This window comes from Pseudomonas sp. JAI120, assembly GCF_014207255.1.
Lineage (GTDB): Bacteria > Pseudomonadota > Gammaproteobacteria > Pseudomonadales > Pseudomonadaceae > Aquipseudomonas.
The window spans coordinates 2396025-2413796 of the sequence record NZ_JACHCZ010000001.1; the positions used below are offsets into that span (position 1 = coordinate 2396025).

16 protein-coding genes are annotated in these 17772 nt (G+C 61.1%); 10 read left to right on the forward strand and 6 right to left on the reverse strand.

Annotated features, from left to right (window positions below):
• Positions 1 to 204: 204 nt before the first annotated feature.
• From gap to HDC32_RS11335, 7 genes are all read left to right on the forward strand, one after another.
• Complete coding sequence (gene gap / locus HDC32_RS11305) at positions 205 to 1206, forward strand: type I glyceraldehyde-3-phosphate dehydrogenase (protein WP_184743969.1); 1002 nt, start codon at positions 205 to 207, stop codon at positions 1204 to 1206.
• Positions 1207 to 1348: 142 nt separating this feature from the next.
• Complete coding sequence (locus tag HDC32_RS11310; RefSeq protein WP_131697924.1) at positions 1349 to 1867, forward strand: RNA polymerase sigma factor; 519 nt, start codon at positions 1349 to 1351, stop codon at positions 1865 to 1867.
• A 74-nt stretch (positions 1868 to 1941) separates the two neighbouring features.
• Positions 1942 to 2910, forward strand: coding sequence for a FecR domain-containing protein (locus HDC32_RS11315; protein WP_184743972.1), 969 nt, complete (start codon positions 1942 to 1944; stop codon positions 2908 to 2910).
• Positions 2911 to 3027: 117 nt separating this feature from the next.
• Positions 3028 to 5592: a TonB-dependent receptor gene (locus HDC32_RS11320; RefSeq protein WP_184743975.1), complete on the forward strand. Its 2565-nt coding sequence runs from the start codon at positions 3028 to 3030 to the stop codon at positions 5590 to 5592.
• Positions 5593 to 5727: 135 nt separating this feature from the next.
• On the forward strand, positions 5728 to 6336 hold the full coding sequence (locus tag HDC32_RS11325; protein WP_131697927.1) for a biliverdin-producing heme oxygenase: 609 nt from the start codon (positions 5728 to 5730) through the stop codon (positions 6334 to 6336).
• Between the two features lie 172 nt (positions 6337 to 6508).
• A complete protein-coding gene (locus HDC32_RS11330) occupies positions 6509 to 6910 on the forward strand; it encodes a YbaN family protein (protein ID WP_184743977.1) in 402 nt (133 codons plus the stop codon).
• 140 nt (positions 6911 to 7050) lie between these two features.
• Positions 7051 to 9189: a methyl-accepting chemotaxis protein gene (locus HDC32_RS11335; RefSeq protein WP_145337845.1), complete on the forward strand. Its 2139-nt coding sequence runs from the start codon at positions 7051 to 7053 to the stop codon at positions 9187 to 9189.
• Between the two features lie 110 nt (positions 9190 to 9299).
• Here the strand turns inward: HDC32_RS11335 and HDC32_RS11340 are convergent, their stop codons facing one another.
• Positions 9300 to 9863: an NAD(P)H nitroreductase gene (locus HDC32_RS11340; protein ID WP_131697930.1), complete on the reverse strand. Its 564-nt coding sequence runs from the start codon at positions 9861 to 9863 to the stop codon at positions 9300 to 9302.
• Between the two features lie 140 nt (positions 9864 to 10003).
• Here HDC32_RS11340 and HDC32_RS11345 point away from each other — a divergent pair, with 140 nt between their 5' ends.
• The 3 genes from HDC32_RS11345 to HDC32_RS11355 are packed head-to-tail and all read left to right on the forward strand — an operon-like array spanning position 10004 to position 13639.
• The gene (locus HDC32_RS11345; protein ID WP_131697931.1) at positions 10004 to 11443 is read left to right on the forward strand and encodes a di-heme oxidoredictase family protein; all 1440 of its coding nucleotides are present in this window, start codon (positions 10004 to 10006) and stop codon (positions 11441 to 11443) included.
• Positions 11444 to 11474: 31 nt separating this feature from the next.
• A complete protein-coding gene (locus tag HDC32_RS11350; RefSeq protein WP_145338417.1) occupies positions 11475 to 12539 on the forward strand; it encodes an imelysin family protein in 1065 nt (354 codons plus the stop codon).
• A 2-nt stretch (positions 12540 to 12541) separates the two neighbouring features.
• Entirely contained in the window at positions 12542 to 13639 is a 1098-nt protein-coding gene (locus tag HDC32_RS11355; protein WP_167655189.1) for a DUF1513 domain-containing protein, read from the forward strand.
• Between the two features lie 123 nt (positions 13640 to 13762).
• On the opposite strand, the gene HDC32_RS11360 is transcribed toward HDC32_RS11355, so the two are convergent.
• The 5 genes from HDC32_RS11360 to colR all read right to left on the reverse strand — a co-directional run bounded on the left by HDC32_RS11360 (position 13763) and on the right by colR (position 17533).
• Complete coding sequence (locus tag HDC32_RS11360) at positions 13763 to 13990, reverse strand: hypothetical protein (protein ID WP_131697933.1); 228 nt, start codon at positions 13988 to 13990, stop codon at positions 13763 to 13765.
• Positions 13987 to 14706, reverse strand: a complete 720-nt coding sequence (locus tag HDC32_RS11365; RefSeq protein ID WP_131697934.1) for a lipopolysaccharide kinase InaA family protein — start codon at positions 14704 to 14706, stop codon at positions 13987 to 13989. The genes HDC32_RS11360 and HDC32_RS11365 overlap by 4 nt, the downstream gene beginning before the upstream one ends.
• Before the next feature lie 4 nt (positions 14707 to 14710).
• Positions 14711 to 15391 carry a class I SAM-dependent methyltransferase gene (locus HDC32_RS11370; protein WP_184743980.1) on the reverse strand — a complete coding sequence of 227 codons (681 nt, stop codon included), beginning with the start codon at positions 15389 to 15391 and terminating at the stop codon, positions 14711 to 14713.
• A 188-nt stretch (positions 15392 to 15579) separates the two neighbouring features.
• The gene (locus HDC32_RS11375; RefSeq protein ID WP_184743984.1) at positions 15580 to 16860 is read right to left on the reverse strand and encodes a HAMP domain-containing sensor histidine kinase; all 1281 of its coding nucleotides are present in this window, start codon (positions 16858 to 16860) and stop codon (positions 15580 to 15582) included.
• Positions 16850 to 17533 carry a two-component system response regulator ColR gene (gene colR / locus HDC32_RS11380; RefSeq protein WP_027605482.1) on the reverse strand — a complete coding sequence of 228 codons (684 nt, stop codon included), beginning with the start codon at positions 17531 to 17533 and terminating at the stop codon, positions 16850 to 16852. Before colR ends, HDC32_RS11375 begins: the two co-directional genes overlap by 11 nt.
• Positions 17534 to 17772 lie beyond the last annotated feature (239 nt).

Below are 17772 nucleotides of genomic sequence, written 5' to 3' on the forward strand. Positions count from 1 at the left end.
AACGGATGTGGCGACCTGAGTGTCTATGCTGATCAAACGCCCGCAGCTCATGGGATGGCAGAGAGTCGTTTGGATCATCGGACCAGTTGATTCAGGTCACTCGTTGTAGATTGAACAAAATATTGCCACTAAAAAGGCTTGTTTTCTATTTTTATGCGAATAATCTTGTAATTCTTACAACAAATCGACGACAGGCACTTTCCAATGACTCTTCGTATCGCAATCAATGGTTTTGGCCGTATCGGCCGTAATGTCCTGCGCGCACTGTATACCCAAGGCTATCGCCAGGATTTGCAGATCGTCGCCATCAATGATTTGGGCGACAGCTCGATCAACGCCCACCTGCTTAAATACGACACCGTGCATGGCACTTTCGATGCAGAGGTCGCCCACGATCAGGAAAGCCTGACCGTCAATGGTGACCGGATTGCCGTCAGTGCCATTCGCAACCCGGCCGACCTGCCGTGGGCGGCGCACAAGGTCGACGTGGTGTTCGAATGCACCGGCCTGTTCACCGACCGTGACAAGGCTGCCGCCCATATTAGCGCCGGTGCACGCAAGGTGATCATCTCCGCACCGGCCAAAGGCGCGGACGCGACCGTGGTCTACGGCGTGAACCACGACATCCTGCGTCAATCCCACCAGATCATCTCCAACGCGTCGTGCACCACCAACTGCCTGGCGCCGGTTGCCCAGGTGCTGCACCGTGAGCTGGGCATCGAAAGCGGCTTGATGACCACGATTCATGCCTACACCAACGACCAGAACCTGACCGACGTCTACCACACCGACCCGTACCGCGCGCGCTCGGCCACCCAGAACATGATCCCGAGCAAGACCGGCGCTGCCGAAGCGGTCGGCCTTGTACTGCCGGAACTGGCAGGCAAGCTGACCGGCATGGCCGTGCGTGTGCCGGTGATCAACGTGTCGCTGGTGGACCTCACCGTGCAGCTGAAGAAAGAAGCCACTGCCGATGAAGTCAACGCGCTGCTCAAAGAAGCCAGCCAGCACTCGAAGATCCTCGGTTACAACACCCTGCCGCTGGTTTCCAGTGACTTCAACCACAACCCGCTGTCGTCGATCTTCGACGCCAACCACACCAAGGTCAGCGGCAAGTTGCTGAAAGTACTGGCCTGGTATGACAACGAGTGGGGCTTCTCGAACCGCATGCTGGATAACTGCCTGGCGCTGTGCAACGCCGAATAATGCGGTCCTGTGGGAGGGGCCAGTCGAATCGTCGCACTGCCCTCCCCCCACATTTGTTCTATGTAGACCCAGAGAAATAGCCACTTGCCATTTGAGTTGATGATAAGCATTATCATTAACTGCAAATCGGTCTGGTATCACTGTGAGCCAATCTCGCTTCAACCAAGTCTTTCTCACCCAACGGGTGATTCTGCTACGCACCTTGCAGCGGATGGTGAATAACCACAGCACCGCCGAGGACCTGTTGCAGGAAACCTACTTGCGCGTCACCCGAGCCCTCAGCGAGCGGCCGATCGATCACCTCGAACCCTTCGTCTACCAAACCGCGCGTAACCTGGCGCTGGATCACTTGCGTTCGCGCAGGATTCAGGCGCGCACGCTGCAGGAAGATGTACCGCTGGACATCCTGCAAAGCGTCGCCGCCCCCACCAGCACCCCCGAAGACGCAACCCAGGCCGAGCAATTGCTTGAACACCTGAGCATCAGCCTCGGCCAGTTGAGCGCGCGCCAGCAGCAGATTTTCATCCTCAGCCGCCTGCACGGTTGCAGTTACCAGGAGATTGCCGATCAGTTGGACGTGTCCTTGAGCACCGTGCAAAAGGAACTGAAATTGATCATGGCTATTTGCGTAGGTGTGGCCGAAAGACTGGATCAGCCTTAAGCTTCAGCCGACAGAAGAGTGGACCCAAGCTGTAGGAAAGATGAATAGAACGTGGCGAAGACCCGAGGAACACCGTGACGGACCCGAATAAACTGCGCCCCCATGAGCTGGCTCATGAGGTGTTGCAAGACACGGCTATGGACCAAGCCCTCGACTGGCTGATCGCCTTGCAGTGTCCAGCGCCTGGGCAGCACGCCGAGTTTGAAGCCTGGCTGGCCCAAGACCCCGCCCACGTCCACGCGTTCGGCAAGGCTCAGGCCGCCTGGGGTGGCGCGCCGGTGCACAGCGCCGCCGTCGCCCTGGCCGCGCCGCGCAAGCCCAGCGGCTGGCGCCGGATCAAGCCGCACTGGAAGCCGCTGGCCACCGCCGCCGTGCTGTTGATCGGCCTGTTCAGCTTCAGCAACCTGCCGGTGCGCCTGCAAGCCGACCATCTCACGGTGGTGGGCGAACGCCAGCGCCTGCAATTGGACGATGGATCGAAAGTGTTGCTGAACACCAATTCGGCGTTTTCCAGCAGCATCAAGGACCACCAGCGCATCGCCCGCCTGTACCAGGGCGAAGCCTTTTTCGAAATCATGCCCGGCCATGGCCTGCCCCTGGAAATCGACGCCGGCCCCGTGCGCGCCAGCGTGCGGGATACCGCCTTCGCCGTGCGCTACCTCAACGGCGAAGCCCAGGTGCAGGTGCAGCGCGGCGATGTCGACCTGAGCAACACCGTCGACGATGCCCGCGTACGCCTGAGCGCGGGCGAAAGCATCCGCATCGGGCCCAAGGGCTTTGGCCAACCGGCCAGGCTGGATGCCAACAAGGATCTGGCCTGGGTCCAAGGCCGGCTGATTTTCGAAAACTGCCCGATGAGCGAAGTGCTCGCCGAGCTGCGTCGTTACTACCCCGGCTGGATCGTCAACACCAACGACAAGCTCGCCAGCGTTGCCGTCACCGGCAATTACCGCCTCGACCAACCCCTGGACGTGGTGCGCTCCCTGGCCCACATCACCTCAGCGAAGTTGTCGGAATACCCTGCGCTGGTCATCCTCAACTAAATGAGAATTATTTTTACTCGATAGCCCTCGACGGTACGTCTCGTCTTAGCCAATGCAACTGATTCCTATTTGGTTCGGTTCGCAACTATAAGATTCGTACCTTCCGGAGCGCTTTCGATGTCCTCTCGTTTCAACCGCCGGTCCTCCTCGCCCGTGCTGTCGTTGCTGACCGCCGCCATCCTGCTGGCCGGTTCACCAGTGATGACCGCGACGGCAGCCGAACCTGCCGCCCGCAGCCACGGCAACTACAGTTTCAGCATCGAGCAACAGCCGCTGGTCTCGGCGCTGAACGCCTTTACCAGCGTAACCGGCTGGCAAGTCGGCCTACCCGCCGAGCTGGCCCAGGGCGTGTCGTCCCCTGGCGTGCGCGGCGCACTGTCGCCTGAGAAAGCCCTGGACCGGCTGTTGGTGGGGACCAACCTGAGCTACCGCAAGCTGGGCAATAACAACATCGTCCTGGAAAAGCGCACAGCGGGCAGCACCCTCAACCTGCAACAGGTGACCATCAGCGCCACCCGTAACGAACAGGATGTGAACAGCGTACCGAGCACCGTCAGCGTGCAGGATCGCCAAGAGCTGGACCGCCAGAACGTCAACAACATCCGCGAACTGGTGCGCTACGAGCCCGGCGTCTCGGTGGGCGGCGCTGGCACCCGTGCCGGCAATGCCGGATTCAACATCCGCGGTATCGACGGCGACCGTATCCTCACCCAGGTGGACGGTGTGGAAGTGCCCGACAACTTCTTCAACGGCCCCTACGCCAAGACCCGCCGCAACTACGTCGACCCGGAGATCGTCAAGCGCGTCGAGATCCTGCGCGGCCCGGCCTCGGCGCTGTACGGCAGCAGCGCCATCGGCGGCGCCGTGAGTTACTTCACCCTCGACCCGGACGACATCATCAAGCCCGGCCAGGACGTCGGCGCACGCCTGAAGACCGGCTACAGCTCCGCCGATGAAAGCTGGCTCACCTCCGGCACCGTCGCCGGCCGCGTGCAGGACTTCGACGGTTTACTGCACCTGAGCCAGCGCAATGGCCATGAGACCGAGTCCTACGACGGCAACAACGCCACCGGCCTGGCCCGTACCGGCGCCAACCCCGAGGATGCGCGCACCACCAACGTGCTGGCCAAGCTCGGCTGGAACTATGGCAATGACAACCGCCTGGGCCTGACCTATGAAAAGTACAAGGATGATCGCGACGTCAACCTGAAGAACGCGGTGGGCGGCCCGTTCATCGGCGGCCGAGGCTTCAACCTCTACCGAGATCGTCGTGGTAACGACACCATTACCCGTGAACGTTTCGGCCTGGAAAACAGCTTCGCCCTTGAGTCGCCGATTGCCGACCGGATCAAGACCAGCCTCAATTACCAGATCGCCAAGACCGACCAGACCACTGCCGAGATCTATCAGTCAGGTCGTCGTGTCCTGCGCACCCGCGACACGCTGTACCAGGAAAAACAGTGGATTTTCGATGCCCAGTTAGACAAAGCGTTCAGCCTCGGTGAAACCGATCACCAAGTGACCTATGGCACCACCCTCAAGCAGCAGAAAGTCACAGGCTCGCGCGAGGGCGGCGCGACCTGTGTGGCCGTCGGCAGCGGTTGCACCGCCATCGGCGCGCCCAGCCCGATTGCCACTGACAGCGTGAAGAAGTCCAGCGACTTCCCCGACCCGACCATCAACACGTATTCGCTGTTCGCACAGGACCAGATCAGCTGGGACAAATGGACCTTCCTGCCCGCCGTGCGCTACGACTACACCCAGCTCAAACCCAAGCTGACCCAGGAATTCCTCAACACCGTCAACCCGACAGGTGCGGACCCGGTGAGCGACAAGGAAAAAACCTGGCACCGTGTGACCCCCAAGTTCGGCCTGACTTACGCCCTGACGGATCAATACACCTGGTTCGGCCAATATGCCGAAGGTTTCCGTACGCCATCGGCCAAGGCGCTGTACGGCCGCTTTGAAAACCTGAACTTGGGCTACACCGTCGAGCCGAACCCCGACCTCAAGCCAGAAACCAGCAAAGGCATCGAAACCGGGATTCGCGGCAAGTTCGACGAAGGCTCCTTCGAGATCGCCGTGTTTTACAACAAGTACCGCGACTTTATCGACGAAGACAACGCCGTCGTCGGCGGCACCGTTGAACAGTTCCAGGCCGTCAATATCAAGCGCGCCACCATCAAGGGGGCCGAAGCCAAAGGCCGCCTGAACCTGGATCCATTCGGCGCCCCGCAAGGCCTCTACACCCAGGGTTCGGTGTCCTATGCCTACGGCCGCAACGACGATAACGGCGAGCCGCTGAACAGCGTCAACCCGCTCAAGGGCGTCTTCGGCCTGGGCTACGACCAGGACAACTACGGTGGCCTGTTGAGCTGGACCCTGGTGAAAAAGCAGGATCGCGTCGACAGCACTACCTTCCACGCGCCGGACGGCGACACCAGCGGGCCCTTCAAGACCCCAGGGTTCGGTGTTATCGACCTGACCGCCTTCTACAAAGTCACCAACGACGTGACCATCAACGGCGGCCTCTACAACCTCACCGACAAGAAGTACTGGAACTGGGATGACGTGCGCAGCTACGACAGTGTCGGCGAAGCCGCTGTGACCGGACCGGCCAACCTCGACCGCCTGACCCAGCCGGGCCGCAACTTTGCGATCAACGTGATCTGGGACATCTGACAAAGCTTCCCTCACCTCGTCGAAATTTCAGCGGCGAGGTGAGGATTTTTTACTGTGCCGCGTCTTCTTGTTCGTCTAGTTGATAACAGCTCTCTTTAAGGGCAACAAGGCGCTCCCCTTCTCAAGGACTTTTTCATGACCGCTTCTCCTACCGCAGAACGCCCAAGCCTGCGCTCCCAGCGCCTGAACCAAATCACCCACGAGCCGCACACCAAGCTGGATGCACTGGTCAAGGCCCACGCCCCGTTCGAAACCCAGGCCAACTTCGCGCGTTTCGTGGTGGCGCAGTACCTGTTCCAGTCGGAACTGGTGCCCCTGTACAACGATGCCGAACTGATCAAGATCGTGCCTGACCTGGCCGAACGGTGCCGCGCCGAAGCCGCCAGGCTGGACCTGGCAGACCTGGATACCGAAGTGCCTGCCCCGGTCGCGGGCGCACTGAAGAACCCGAGCAAGGCCGAAGCCCTGGGCTGGTTGTTCGTATCCGAAGGTTCCAAACTGGGCGCTGCGTTCCTGATCAAGCGCGCGGTAGGCCTGGGCCTGAGCGAAACCTTCGGTGCCCGCCACCTGGGTGAGCCCGCCGGTGGTCGCGCCGAAGGCTGGAAAAGCTTCACCCGCACCCTCGACGCCCTGGAGTTGAGCGCCGAAGAAGAAGCCGCAGCGGAAAAAGGCGCGGTGGATGCGTTTGTGCGCTTCACCGTGCTGCTGGAACAGGCGTACGCTAGCGCCCCTGAACTGGCCTGATCGCCCACATTGAAATGCAATCAACTGTGGGAGGGGGCTTGCCCCCGATGGCGGTGGGTCAGTGACCTATTTGTTGACTGATGCACTGCCATCGGGGGCAAGCCCCCTCCCACATTTTGATCGCATTTAAGTTCGGACTTTTTGTAAACCTTCCTCCAAGAAAAGCTTCACCATGACCGGCAAACCCCAATCCACCTCGAAAATCGCACAGATCCTCTTCGGCCTGCTGGCCTACGTCAGCCTGGGCATCGGGCTGGTGGCGATTGTGGTGCCGGGTTTGCCCACCACCGAATTCATCCTCCTGGCCGCCTGGGCCGCGACCAAAAGTTCGCCGCGCCTCAGTGCCTGGCTGGAAAACCACCGCCTGTTCGGTCCGATCCTGGTCAACTGGCGCAACGGCAAGATCATCGCGCGCAGGGCCAAGGTCAGCGCCACCGTGAGCATGCTGCTGTGCGCCATCCTGATGCTGCTAATGCTCGACCACGGCTGGCCGATCTACCTGGCGATTGCCGGGATGAGCCTGGGCAACCTGTGGATCTGGTCACGCCCCGAACGACTCGCACAGCCCGTGTGACGCTGGCTGTAGGTGTTTTCCTACCGCCCATCGCCTATCTCTCATGAATTGATTTGTTACGCCGATGTTTCAGACATAGCGCTGAATGGACTTGGCCCTGGATTGCATGCATTTCCACACGCCCATTCGCGAGTGAACCTATGTTCGACACCCTCTCCATACGTTTGAAAATCGTGCTGCTGTCCGGGCTATGTCTGCTGGGCGTAATAGCGTTGATCATCAGCATCAACCTTTACGAAACCAACCAGAACGACCATCTGATCAGCGATTCAAGCTCGCGAATGCTCACCAGCAGCGTGCAGAACCTGCTGCAAGCCAAGGCAGCGGAGCAAGCCGTGCTGCTGCAGAAAACCTTTGGCGAAAATCTTACCGTGATCACGGCCATCGCCGATCAGGTCAAAGACCTGCGCAACCTGGCCACCAAGCGCTCGCTGGACCCCGGCGCCTTGCGTGAAGAACTCAACCAGAGCCTGAAAACCACCTTCGAACGCAACAGCAAAGTGCTGGGCATCTGGCTGGCGTTCGAGCCCAATGGCCTGGACGGCAAGGACAGCGAATTCGCCAATGACAAGTCCCGCGCGTCCAACGAAAAAGGCCGTTTCTCCAGCTACTGGAACCGCGTCGGAGGTGAAGCCTTGAACACCATCATGGTCGAGGAAGACCTGACCAAGACCACGCTCAACCTCAGTGGAACGCCCTACAACATTTGGTACACCTGCCCCCGGGACACCCGAAGCACCTGCCTGCTGGACCCATATGAAGACACAGTGACCGGCACACCGGTACTGATGACCACCATCTCCTTGCCGATGATCGTGGACGGTAAAGTCATCGGCGTGGTCGGTGTCGATATCGCCCTCAACACCCTGCAAGCCAGCACGGACGCCGCGCAAAAAGAGTTGTTCAACGGCGCTGCACACCTGGAGATCATTTCCAGCAACGGCCTGATTGCTGCCTACAGTGGCGAGCCCGCCAAGGTTGGGAAAAACCTGGTCGACACCCTCGGTGCAGAAGGCAAGGAGATCGTGCAACTGCTCGCCAGTGGCAGCTATGTCAACCGCGAACAAGGCGACACCATCTACGCGGTTTACCCGGTCAAGCCCATCGCCGATGCCAAAGCCTGGGGTGTAGTGATCAAACTGCCCAAACACGTGATGCTTGCCGACAGCATGAAACTTCAAGGCGTGCTCGACGCAGCCCAAGCCAGCGGCACCCTCAAGGCCCTGCTGGTCGGTGCCGCTGCCGGCCTGCTCGGTTTGCTGCTGATCTGGCTCACCGCCACCGGTGTGACTCGTCCGATCAACAGCGTCGCCGCCATGCTCAAGGACATCGCCAGCGGCGACGGCGACCTCACCCAGCGCCTGGCCTACGCCAAGAAGGATGAGCTGGGCGAATTGGTGAACTGGTTCAACCGTTTCCTCGACAAGCTGCAACCGACCATCGCCCAGATCAAGCAAAGCATCACCGAAGCGCGTGGCACGGCTGACCAGTCCTCGGCCATCGCGCGCCAGACCAGCGAAGGCATGCAGGTGCAGTTCCGCGAAATCGACCAGGTGGCCACGGCGTCCAACGAAATGAGCGCCACCGCCCACGAGGTCGCCAACAGTGCCTCCAATGCCGCCAGCGCGGCACGCGGCGCCGACCAGTCGGCGCGTGAAGGCATGTCGATCATCGAACAGAGCACCCGCGACATCACCACCCTCGCCGAAGAAGTCAGCAAGGCCGTGGGCGAAGTCGAAGCCCTGGCGGTCAACAGCGAACAAATCGGTTCAGTCCTGGAAGTGATCCGCAGCATTGCCGAGCAGACCAACCTGCTGGCGCTCAACGCAGCAATTGAAGCCGCACGCGCCGGGGAAAGCGGCCGGGGATTTGCGGTGGTGGCCGACGAAGTGCGCAACCTGGCCAAGCGCACCCAGGACTCGGTGGAGGAAATCCGCCTGGTGATCGAACGCATCCAGAGCGGTACCCGTGGCGTAGTGGCGACCATGCACTCCAGCCAAAGCCAGGCCCAGAGCAATGCCGGGCAGATCCATCAAGCCGTACAGGCCTTGGGCAAGATCAGTGATGCAGTGACGGTGATCAGCGACATGAACCTGCAAATCGCCAGCGCCGCCGAGCAGCAAAGTGCCGTGGCCGAAGAGGTCAACCGCAACGTCTCGGCGATCCGCACCGTGACCGAAACCCTCACCGGCCAGGCCACCGAGTCGGCGGCCATCAGCAGCCAGCTCAATGCCTTGGCCAGCCAGCAGATGAAACTCATGGATCAGTTCAAGGTTTAACAAACACCACAGGACCCATGTGGGAGGGGGCTTGCCCCCGATAGCGATGTGTCAGCTACAGATGAGGTGACTGACACACTGCAATCGGGGGCAAGCCCCCTCCCACATTGTCAAAGACCGGGCCAGGCCTGCACAAACGCCGCCACATCTTCCTTCGCGGCCGTACGCGGCGGGTTCTGCGGTGTACCCAAATAAAGGAAGCCAATCACTTCCTCATCCGCGGTCAGCCCCAGGCCTTTGGCGACGTGGGCCGAGTAGGACAACTCACCCGTGCGCCACACCGCACCAATCCCCTGGGCATAGGCCGCCAGCAGAATGCCGTGGGCCGCGCAGGCGGCTGCCAGCCGTTGTTCGGATTTGGGCACCTTGAAGTGCTCCTGCAGACGGGCAATAACCACCACCACCAGCGGCGCACGCAACGGGCCGTTCTGGGCCTTGTCGATGGCAGCTTGCGGGGCATCGGGGTCTTGCAGGCGGGCGGCTTCGGCCAGCAGCGTGCCCATCTGCTCACGGGCGGCACCTTCCACGGTGAGGAAACGCCAAGGGCGCAGTTGGCCGTGATCAGGCGCACGCATGGCCGCGGCGAACAGCACATCGCGCTGCTCCTGGGTCGGTGCCGGCTCCAGCAAACGCGGCACGGAAACACGGTTGAGCAAAGCGTCGAGAGCCTGCATTGGCCACCTCCAGAAAAAAATGTGCGGTCATTCTAGCGGGAATGAATCGGGATGCCACCAAACGATAATTGCTCTTATTCAATCCGCCCCGCCCTGTTAGACTTTGCGACCTTATTTTCAGCCTTCGTCCGGGAAACTCGATGTTTCGTTCGCTTTTTCGCCTGTGCGCAGCATTGATGGCCTTGAGCCTGACCGCCTGCGATGACGCCCCTCGTTTCACCAAGGCCGAGCCGGGTGAATCGCGAGCCGGCGGCGCGACGACGGTGAACAAGCGCGACCAGAATGCGTTTTCCCTGCCCTCGGCCAACCTGTCGCCCACGCGCCGCCTGGATTTCAGCGTGGGCAACAGCTTTTTTCGCAGCCCTTGGGTGATCGCGCCGTCCACCACCACCGCCCGTGATGGTCTGGGCCCGCTGTTCAACACCAACGCCTGCCAGAACTGCCATATCAAGGACGGCCGTGGCCACCCGCCACTGCCCGACGCGGCCAATGCGGTGTCGATGCTGGTGCGCCTGTCGATCCCCGTGTCTATCCAGGAACAGCCGCCCTACGCCAAGCTCATCGAGCAAGCCGGGGTGGTACCCGAGCCCGTCTACGGTGGGCAACTGCAGGACATGGCAGTGCCAGGCGTACTGCCGGAAGGCAAGGTGCGGGTCGACTACACGCCGGTCAACGTCACGTTCAAGGACGGCAGCGTCGTCGAGTTGCGCAAGCCCGACCTGCAGATTACCCAGCTCGGCTATGGCCCGATGCACCCGGACACGCGCTTCTCCGCGCGCATCGCCCCGCCGATGATCGGCCTGGGCCTGCTCGAAGCCATCAGCGACGCGGACATCCTGCGCAATACCGAGCCGAAGACCGCCGACAAAGAAGCCCTCGTCGGCCGGGCGAATTGGGTCTGGGATGACGCCGAGCAAAAAACCGTACTCGGGCGTTTTGGCTGGAAAGCCGGGCAACCCAACCTCAACCAACAAAATGTTCACGCGTTTTCTGGTGATATGGGCCTCACTACCTCCCTGAGACCCTTCGATGACTGCACCGAGGCCCAAGTCGCCTGCAAACAGGCGCCCAACGGCAATGGCCCCGATGGCGAGCCGGAAGTCAGCGATAACATCCTGCGCCTGGTGCTGTTCTACACCCGCAACCTGGCCGTGCCCGTGCGCCGCGACGTCAACACACCGCAGGTGCTGGCCGGGAAAAACCTGTTCTACCAGGCCGGTTGCCAGGGTTGCCATAAGCCGACGTTCACCACCGCTGCGAATGCCGCCGAACCCGAGTTGGCCAACCAAGTGATTCGTCCCTACAGCGATTTGCTGTTGCACGACATGGGCCCAGGCCTGGCCGACAACCGCACAGAATTCAAGGCCGGTGGCCGCGACTGGCGCACGCCGCCGTTGTGGGGCATCGGGCTGACGCAGACCGTCAGTGGCCATACCCAGTTCCTGCATGACGGCCGCGCCCGCAACCTGCTCGAAGCCGTGCTGTGGCACGGCGGCGAAGCACAAGCGGCGCAGCAGCATGTGTTGTCCTTCAATGCCGAGCAGCGTGCTGCGTTGCTGGCGTTCCTGAATTCTTTATAAGCTTCGCCCCAATTACAGAAGGGAGCTCGACATGTTCCGTCCCAAGTTGTTGTTCACCAGCCTGGCCGCCCTCGCCCTGGGTGCCTGCTCGCCACAAGACCCGCAAGCAGTGACCTCGGCGGCGATCGCCAAGCAGGTGATCCTGCCGACCTACAGCCGCTGGGTCGAAGCCGACCGCCAGTTGGCCGTCAGCGCCCTCGCCTACTGCCAGGGCAAGCAAAGCCTGGACACCGCCCGCGCCGACTTCCTCCACGCGCAAAAAGCCTGGGCCGAGTTGCAACCGCTGCTGATCGGCCCGCTGGCTGAGGGCAACCGCTCGTGGCAGGTGCAGTTCTGGCCGGACAAGAAGAACCTCGTGGGCCGCCAGGTCGAGCAACTGGTCGCCGCCCAGCCGCAGATCGACGGCGCCGCACTGGCCAAATCCAGCGTGGTGGTACAGGGCCTGTCGGCCTACGAATACATCCTCTACGACGCCAAGACCGACATCGCCGACGACGCGCAGAAAGCCCGCTACTGCCCGCTGCTGGTGGCCATTGGTGAGCGTCAGAAAGCCCTGGCCGAAGAGATCCTGGCCAGCTGGAACAGCACCGACGGCATGCTCGCGCAGATGAGCAAGTTTCCGAACCAGCGCTACGCTGATTCCCACGAAGCCATCGCCGATCTGCTGCGCGTACAAGTGACCGCACTGGACACCCTGAAGAAAAAACTCGGCACGCCCATGGGCCGCCAGACCAAGGGCATCCCGCAGCCGTTCCAGGCCGATGCATGGCGCAGCCAGTCATCCCTGCAAAGCCTGGAAGCCAGCCTCGCCGCCGCCCAGACCGTGTGGGTCGGCGTCGACAACAAGGGCCTGCGTGGTTTGCTGCCGGCGGATCAAAAGCCATTGGCCGACAAGATCGACGCGGCCTATGCCGCCTCGCTGAAACTGTTCGCCAGCAACCAGCGCACCCTCAACGAACTGTTGAACGATGACGCCGGGCGCCAGCAGCTCAACGACATTTACGACAGCCTCAACGTGGTCCACCGCCTGCACGAAGGCGAGCTGGCCAAAGCGCTGGGGATCCAACTGGGCTTCAATGCCAACGACGGTGACTGATGATGCTCAGGCGACAGGCTTTGGCGATCGGCAGCGTGCTGCTCAGCGCACTTACGTTGGGTGGCTGGACGCTGTTCAAAGGGAAGGACAAGCGCCCGCTGCTGCTGTCGGCGCGCGATGATGCAGACGGCAAGCACTACGCCGTGGGCTTTCACTTGGACGGCAAGCAGGTATTTGCCACTCAGGTCGGCCAGCGCTGCCACGACATCATCAACCACCCGACGTTGCCGATTGCACTGTTTGTCGCCCGCCGCCCGGGCACCGAGAGCTATTTGATCGACCTGCGCGATGGCACCCTGCTGCAAACCATCACCTCGAACGCCAACCGCCACTTCTATGGCCATGCGGTCATCCACAAGAGCGGCGATTGGCTGTACGCCACCGAGAACGACACGTCCGACCCCGGCCGTGGCCTGCTCGGTGTGTATAAGTTCGAAGGCGAGCGCCTGGTACACAGCGGCGAGATCTCAACCCATGGCATCGGCCCGCACCAGGTGTCGTGGATGCCCGACGGCGAAACACTGGTGGTGGCCAACGGCGGCATTCGCACCGAAGCCGAAAGCCGCGTGGAGATGAACCTCAACGCCATGGAACCGAGCCTGGTGCTGATGCAGCGCGACGGCACCTTGATCAGCAAGGAAACCCTTGGCCAGCAGATGAACAGCGTGCGCCATATGGGCATCGCCAGCGATGGCACCGTCCTCACCGGCCAGCAGTTCATGGGGCCTTCCCAGGAGCGCTCCGAGTTGCTGGCAATCAAGCGTCCGGGGCAGCCGTTCGTGGCCTTCCCGGTGGCCGATGAGCAGTTGCAGGCCATGGGGCATTACACCGCCAGCGTCGCCGTACACAGCGAATTGCGCCTGGTGGCGTTGACCGCACCGCGTGGCAACCGCTTCTTTATCTGGGACATGGACACCGCCGAGCTGCGCCTGGATGGACCGTTGCCCGATTGCGCGGGCGTTGGCGCAGTGGCCGATGGTTTTGTCGTCACCTCGGGCCAGGGCCGTTGCCGCTACTACGATTGCCGCCAGAAACAGCTGGTCGCCAAACCGTTGGAATTACCGGCGGGGCTCTGGGATAACCACCTGCATCTGATCTGACCTGCGTAGACACCGTCTAATCCACCGCCGCACAAATCCGTAGCAGCCGCGCTGCGGGTAAGGTTTGAAAGGCAAAAAAAAGGGCCTCGCATCGCAAGGCCCTTTTCGGGGGTTTGAATCGTTTCAACTCTGCGGCCTCATCGCTTGAGACATACCAAACATGAACAGCAACAGCTCATGATCAGGCTTGGCCGCCACACTCGCCTTGGCGACGCGCGGCAACAGGCATTGCGTGCCGTCTTGCACCGCGCTGAGCACTTGTGTGCGAGGCTGCTCCCACGCCGCCAGGGCCAGCGCTGCAACGCCCATGGCCCCGACCAGGAACAAACCTCGTGCTATTTCTAGCTTCATTTGGTTAAACCCTTGATAGCGCTGCCAAACGCCGTCTCGTAAAAGTAGCTGAGTTTTTCCCAGTCGGTGCTGTTCCACGACGAATGGCGACGCAGCTGCAACATGTCATGGGAGGCTGCCCGATAAGCGGTCAAGCGCTGGCGGCATTTTTCGAAGTCCAGCAGCGCCACTTCCACTTGGGCCAAGTCACCCTCACCCGTCACCCGCACGAAAATATGCTTGATGTACAGGCAACCGTGCTGCCAGCGCCCTTTATGCATGCGGGCCAGGGTGCCGGCCAACTCCTTGAGCAAGCGCTCGTGCACTCGCTCGCCGTACTGTTCGCGGCCACCGGCGGCGTACCAGTGTTCAATTTCTTCAAAGCCGTCGAGGGCGGCGGTTACAAGCAGTGCCTTCCAGCGGTGCTCGGGGTCACGACGCGCCTCGCAAAAGACCATTTCGGGCACGCGTACATCCAACCGCCGCAGGCCCCTGAGGGCATCACGCTCGCGCAGCACGGTGGGGCGCCCAAACGGGTGCAGCCAACTGCGGTAGATATGGCCCGTCTGGCGCTTGCTGTAGAGCAACCGGCCATTGGCACTGAGTACGCGCTGTACACCACTTTCACCGCCACGCCGGAGATTGGGTTCTTCGACCCATTCGCCTTGCTGACGCCAGAAATAATCGAAGCGTTCTTCGGGAGCTACGTGACTGCCTGCTACGCACTCAACTGCCATCCTGTTACCTCTTGCGCAATACATATACACGCCACATGGCGTAGAGCGGAATGAAGTCCAGGGATTCCTGAACACGGAAACCGGCTTGCTCGAACTCTGCCTCAACAGTAGCAGCCGGTAACACAAATCTGTTTTGGTAACCTTCCTGCTCACCTTTCCTGCGACGCTGCCCTTCAAGACGCTTGCGTTTCCAGGCTTTGAAATTGCCATCCACCCACAGCGAAATGATCACGCTGTCACGGGTAACCCGCTGAAACTCCCGCAGAATCGCCTGCCGGTGCGCCGGATCACCAATGTGGTGCAGCAGGCGCATACAGAAAATGCTGTCGACCGAGTTATCCGGCAAATCGATATCGAAGGCAGATGTCTGCAAGGGCCGTACCCGTTTCACCACTTCTGCGGGTTGGGCGGCCGTCGCTACCTTCAACATGGAGGCCGAATTATCGGCGCCGATGATCACGCGGTTGGGCTTTTCAGCCAGCAACGGCCAGAAACGTCCGGCGCCGCACGGCAGGTCCAGCACCAGGCCGGGCTCACCAGCCATCGCCAGGGCGCCACGGGCCAATTGCTCGTCGCGTTTGTGGGACAACCGGCGGGCCAGATTGTCCTGATGCTTGAGCAAATATTCGTGGGCGTGCTGGTCGTCGTACTTATCGGAAAATTCGAGCTTGATCGGGGTAGGCATCTACAGATCTCCTGTTACTGATGCCTACAACCTTAAGCAGCGACCTGTGATCAACAGGTCAACCCATTGTGAAAAACTTGTCCTGTCCAATCTCATACATTTCAAGACTTTACAGTTACAAGCAATATCATGGGGCCATCTTCGCCGATTTACGGGGATCTCTGGCAGGATAGCGGCAGGGGGAACGGTCAGGCGTTGACCTGACTCAACTGGACATGAAAGCGACAGCCATGGGGCTCCATGGTGCTGAGGGTAACGCTCCAGCCCTGGTTCTCGCAGATACGCTGGACCAGCGACAACCCCAATCCCAGGCCCTCACCGCGCTTCTCACTGCCGCGTACGAACGGCTCGAACATCGCTTCGCGCTTGTCTTCGGGAATGCCGACGCCGCTGTCTTCCACCACAAAGCCGGTCGGTTCCAGGGTAAGCCGGATAAAGCCGCGTTCGGTGTAATGCAGGGCATTGCGCAACAGGTTGCCCATCACGGCATGCAGGAAGGTCGCGTTGTAGCGCGTATCCAGAGGGTTGCCCGGCTGGTAGATCAACTCCAGGCCCTTTTGCTCGATAGGCTCGCGCCAGATGCCGAGCAGATCATCAGCCACCTGGGACAGATTGACCTTGGGCGACATGCTCCCGTCATCATGCTGAGCCCGGGCCAGCATCAGGAAGGTTTGCACCAGTTCGCGCATTTCTTCGCAGGCACGGGCGATTCGCTCGACCTGGTTACGCCCACGCTGATCGATGGCCGGGTTTTCCAACAGCAGTTCGCAGGAACTGGCCAGCACCATCAACGGTGTGCGCAGTTCGTGGCTGACATCGCTGGTAAACAGCTGCTCGCGGGACAACGCCTGGCGCAGGCGCCCCAGCGTGGCGTCGAAGGCCACGGCCAACTCCCCCACTTCGTCGGCGGCGTAGTCCGGTGCCAGGGGCGGCGCCAGGCCCAGCAACTGGTCGCGGTGCCGCACCTGGCGGGCCAGGCGCACCACCGGCGCCATCACCTTACGGGCCAGCACCCAGCCGAGGAACACCGCCAGCGCCAAGCTGAGCACGAAGCCCACCAGCACCACGGCAAACAGCACGCGCTCGCGCTCTTCGAAATCGCTTTGATCCTGCAGCAGCACATAGCGCCGACCGTCGACCACTTCTACCATCGCGTGGTACGACAGCGCCTCGCGAAACACCTCATGAAACCCTGGTTCCAGATGCCGCAGGTCCTTGGGCAATTCAAAATCGCCGGGGCCACCGCTGAAGTAAAACAGCTGGTCGGGCTCGGGCCGGTGCCGCCAGTCCTCGACGGTGTCCATCAGCAGCAGGCGCTGCAAGTCACCGCCCAAGCCTGCCGAGATCAACTTCTCTTCCACCAGGTGCACGGTGGCGACGATGCCCATGGCGAAGGCCCCCGCCACCAACGCACTCATCAAGGCAAAGGCGATGATGATCCGCTGGGCAAGGCTTTGCTTAAACTCCATCACGGCCCTCGGCCAAGCGGTAACCCACCCCATGCACCGTTTGCAGCAACGGTTTGGCGAACGGCTTATCGATCACTTGACGCAACTGGTGGACGTGGCTGCGCAGACTGTCGCTGTCCGGGCAGTCATCGCCCCACAGGGCCTCTTCAAGCACTTCCCGACGCAGTACGTGGGGACTTTTCTGCATCAATACGGCGAGCAGCTTGAGGCCGACCGGGTTGAGTTTGAGCAGGCGCCCTTCGCGGGTCACTTCCAGGGTATCAAGGTCGTAATTCAGATCGGCCACTTGCAGGGCGCGACGACCGCCACCTTGGGCACGGCGCAGCACGGCTTCGATGCGCGCGGCCAATTCCGACAGGGCAAACGGTTTGAGCAAATAATCATCGGCGCCGGACTTGAAGCCCTGCAGCCGGTCATCCAACTGGTCGCGGGCGGTGAGCATGATCACCGGCGTGTCGCGGCGGGCGTCTTCGCGCAGGCGTTTGCACAAGGTGTAGCCATCGATGCCAGGCAGCATGATGTCGAGCACGATCAAGTCGTAATGCTCGGTCGCGGCCAAATGCAGGCCCGACAAACCGTCCTGCGCACAGTCCACGGTGTAGCCTTTTAGCCCCAGGTAGTCGGCCAGGTTGGCCAGAATATCGCGGTTGTCTTCAACCAATAGAATTCGCATGGGCAGTGTCTCCGTACGCGGTAACGGCCGTGTTGGCTCGCGCAGCTTAAGGCCAACGCTGACTCACGACTAGGGTACCTGAGCGAGTCTATAAGCTTTTTTAACCAACAGGCGCAGTTCACAAGTTTTTCACTATCGCTTCACCCCGTCGGTACATCGGGCGTGCCAAGCTCATGGCCTTCACGCCGATCAAAAACTTGGCGTAAAAAAACCCGCCTGCATCACTGCAGGCGGGTTTT

Excerpts from the sequence above, each read along its gene's own strand:
- HDC32_RS11320 (WP_184743975.1), top strand. The coding sequence starts at position 3,028 with ATGTCCTCTCGTTTCAACCGCCGGTCCTCCTCGCCCGTGCTGTCGTTG.
- colR (WP_027605482.1), bottom strand. The coding sequence starts at position 17,533 with ATGCGAATTCTATTGGTTGAAGACAACCGCGATATTCTGGCCAACCTG.
- HDC32_RS11330 (WP_184743977.1), top strand. The coding sequence starts at position 6,509 with ATGACCGGCAAACCCCAATCCACCTCGAAAATCGCACAGATCCTCTTC.
- HDC32_RS11350 (WP_145338417.1), top strand. The coding sequence starts at position 11,475 with ATGTTCCGTCCCAAGTTGTTGTTCACCAGCCTGGCCGCCCTCGCCCTG.
- HDC32_RS11335 (WP_145337845.1), top strand. The coding sequence starts at position 7,051 with ATGTTCGACACCCTCTCCATACGTTTGAAAATCGTGCTGCTGTCCGGG.
- HDC32_RS11360 (WP_131697933.1), bottom strand. The coding sequence starts at position 13,990 with ATGAAGCTAGAAATAGCACGAGGTTTGTTCCTGGTCGGGGCCATGGGC.
- HDC32_RS11340 (WP_131697930.1), bottom strand. The coding sequence starts at position 9,863 with ATGCAGGCTCTCGACGCTTTGCTCAACCGTGTTTCCGTGCCGCGTTTG.
- HDC32_RS11325 (WP_131697927.1), top strand. The coding sequence starts at position 5,728 with ATGACCGCTTCTCCTACCGCAGAACGCCCAAGCCTGCGCTCCCAGCGC.
- HDC32_RS11355 (WP_167655189.1), top strand. The coding sequence starts at position 12,542 with ATGCTCAGGCGACAGGCTTTGGCGATCGGCAGCGTGCTGCTCAGCGCA.
- HDC32_RS11370 (WP_184743980.1), bottom strand. The coding sequence starts at position 15,391 with ATGCCTACCCCGATCAAGCTCGAATTTTCCGATAAGTACGACGACCAG.
- HDC32_RS11375 (WP_184743984.1), bottom strand. The coding sequence starts at position 16,860 with ATGGAGTTTAAGCAAAGCCTTGCCCAGCGGATCATCATCGCCTTTGCC.
- HDC32_RS11365 (WP_131697934.1), bottom strand. The coding sequence starts at position 14,706 with ATGGCAGTTGAGTGCGTAGCAGGCAGTCACGTAGCTCCCGAAGAACGC.
- gap (WP_184743969.1), top strand. The coding sequence starts at position 205 with ATGACTCTTCGTATCGCAATCAATGGTTTTGGCCGTATCGGCCGTAAT.
- HDC32_RS11345 (WP_131697931.1), top strand. The coding sequence starts at position 10,004 with ATGTTTCGTTCGCTTTTTCGCCTGTGCGCAGCATTGATGGCCTTGAGC.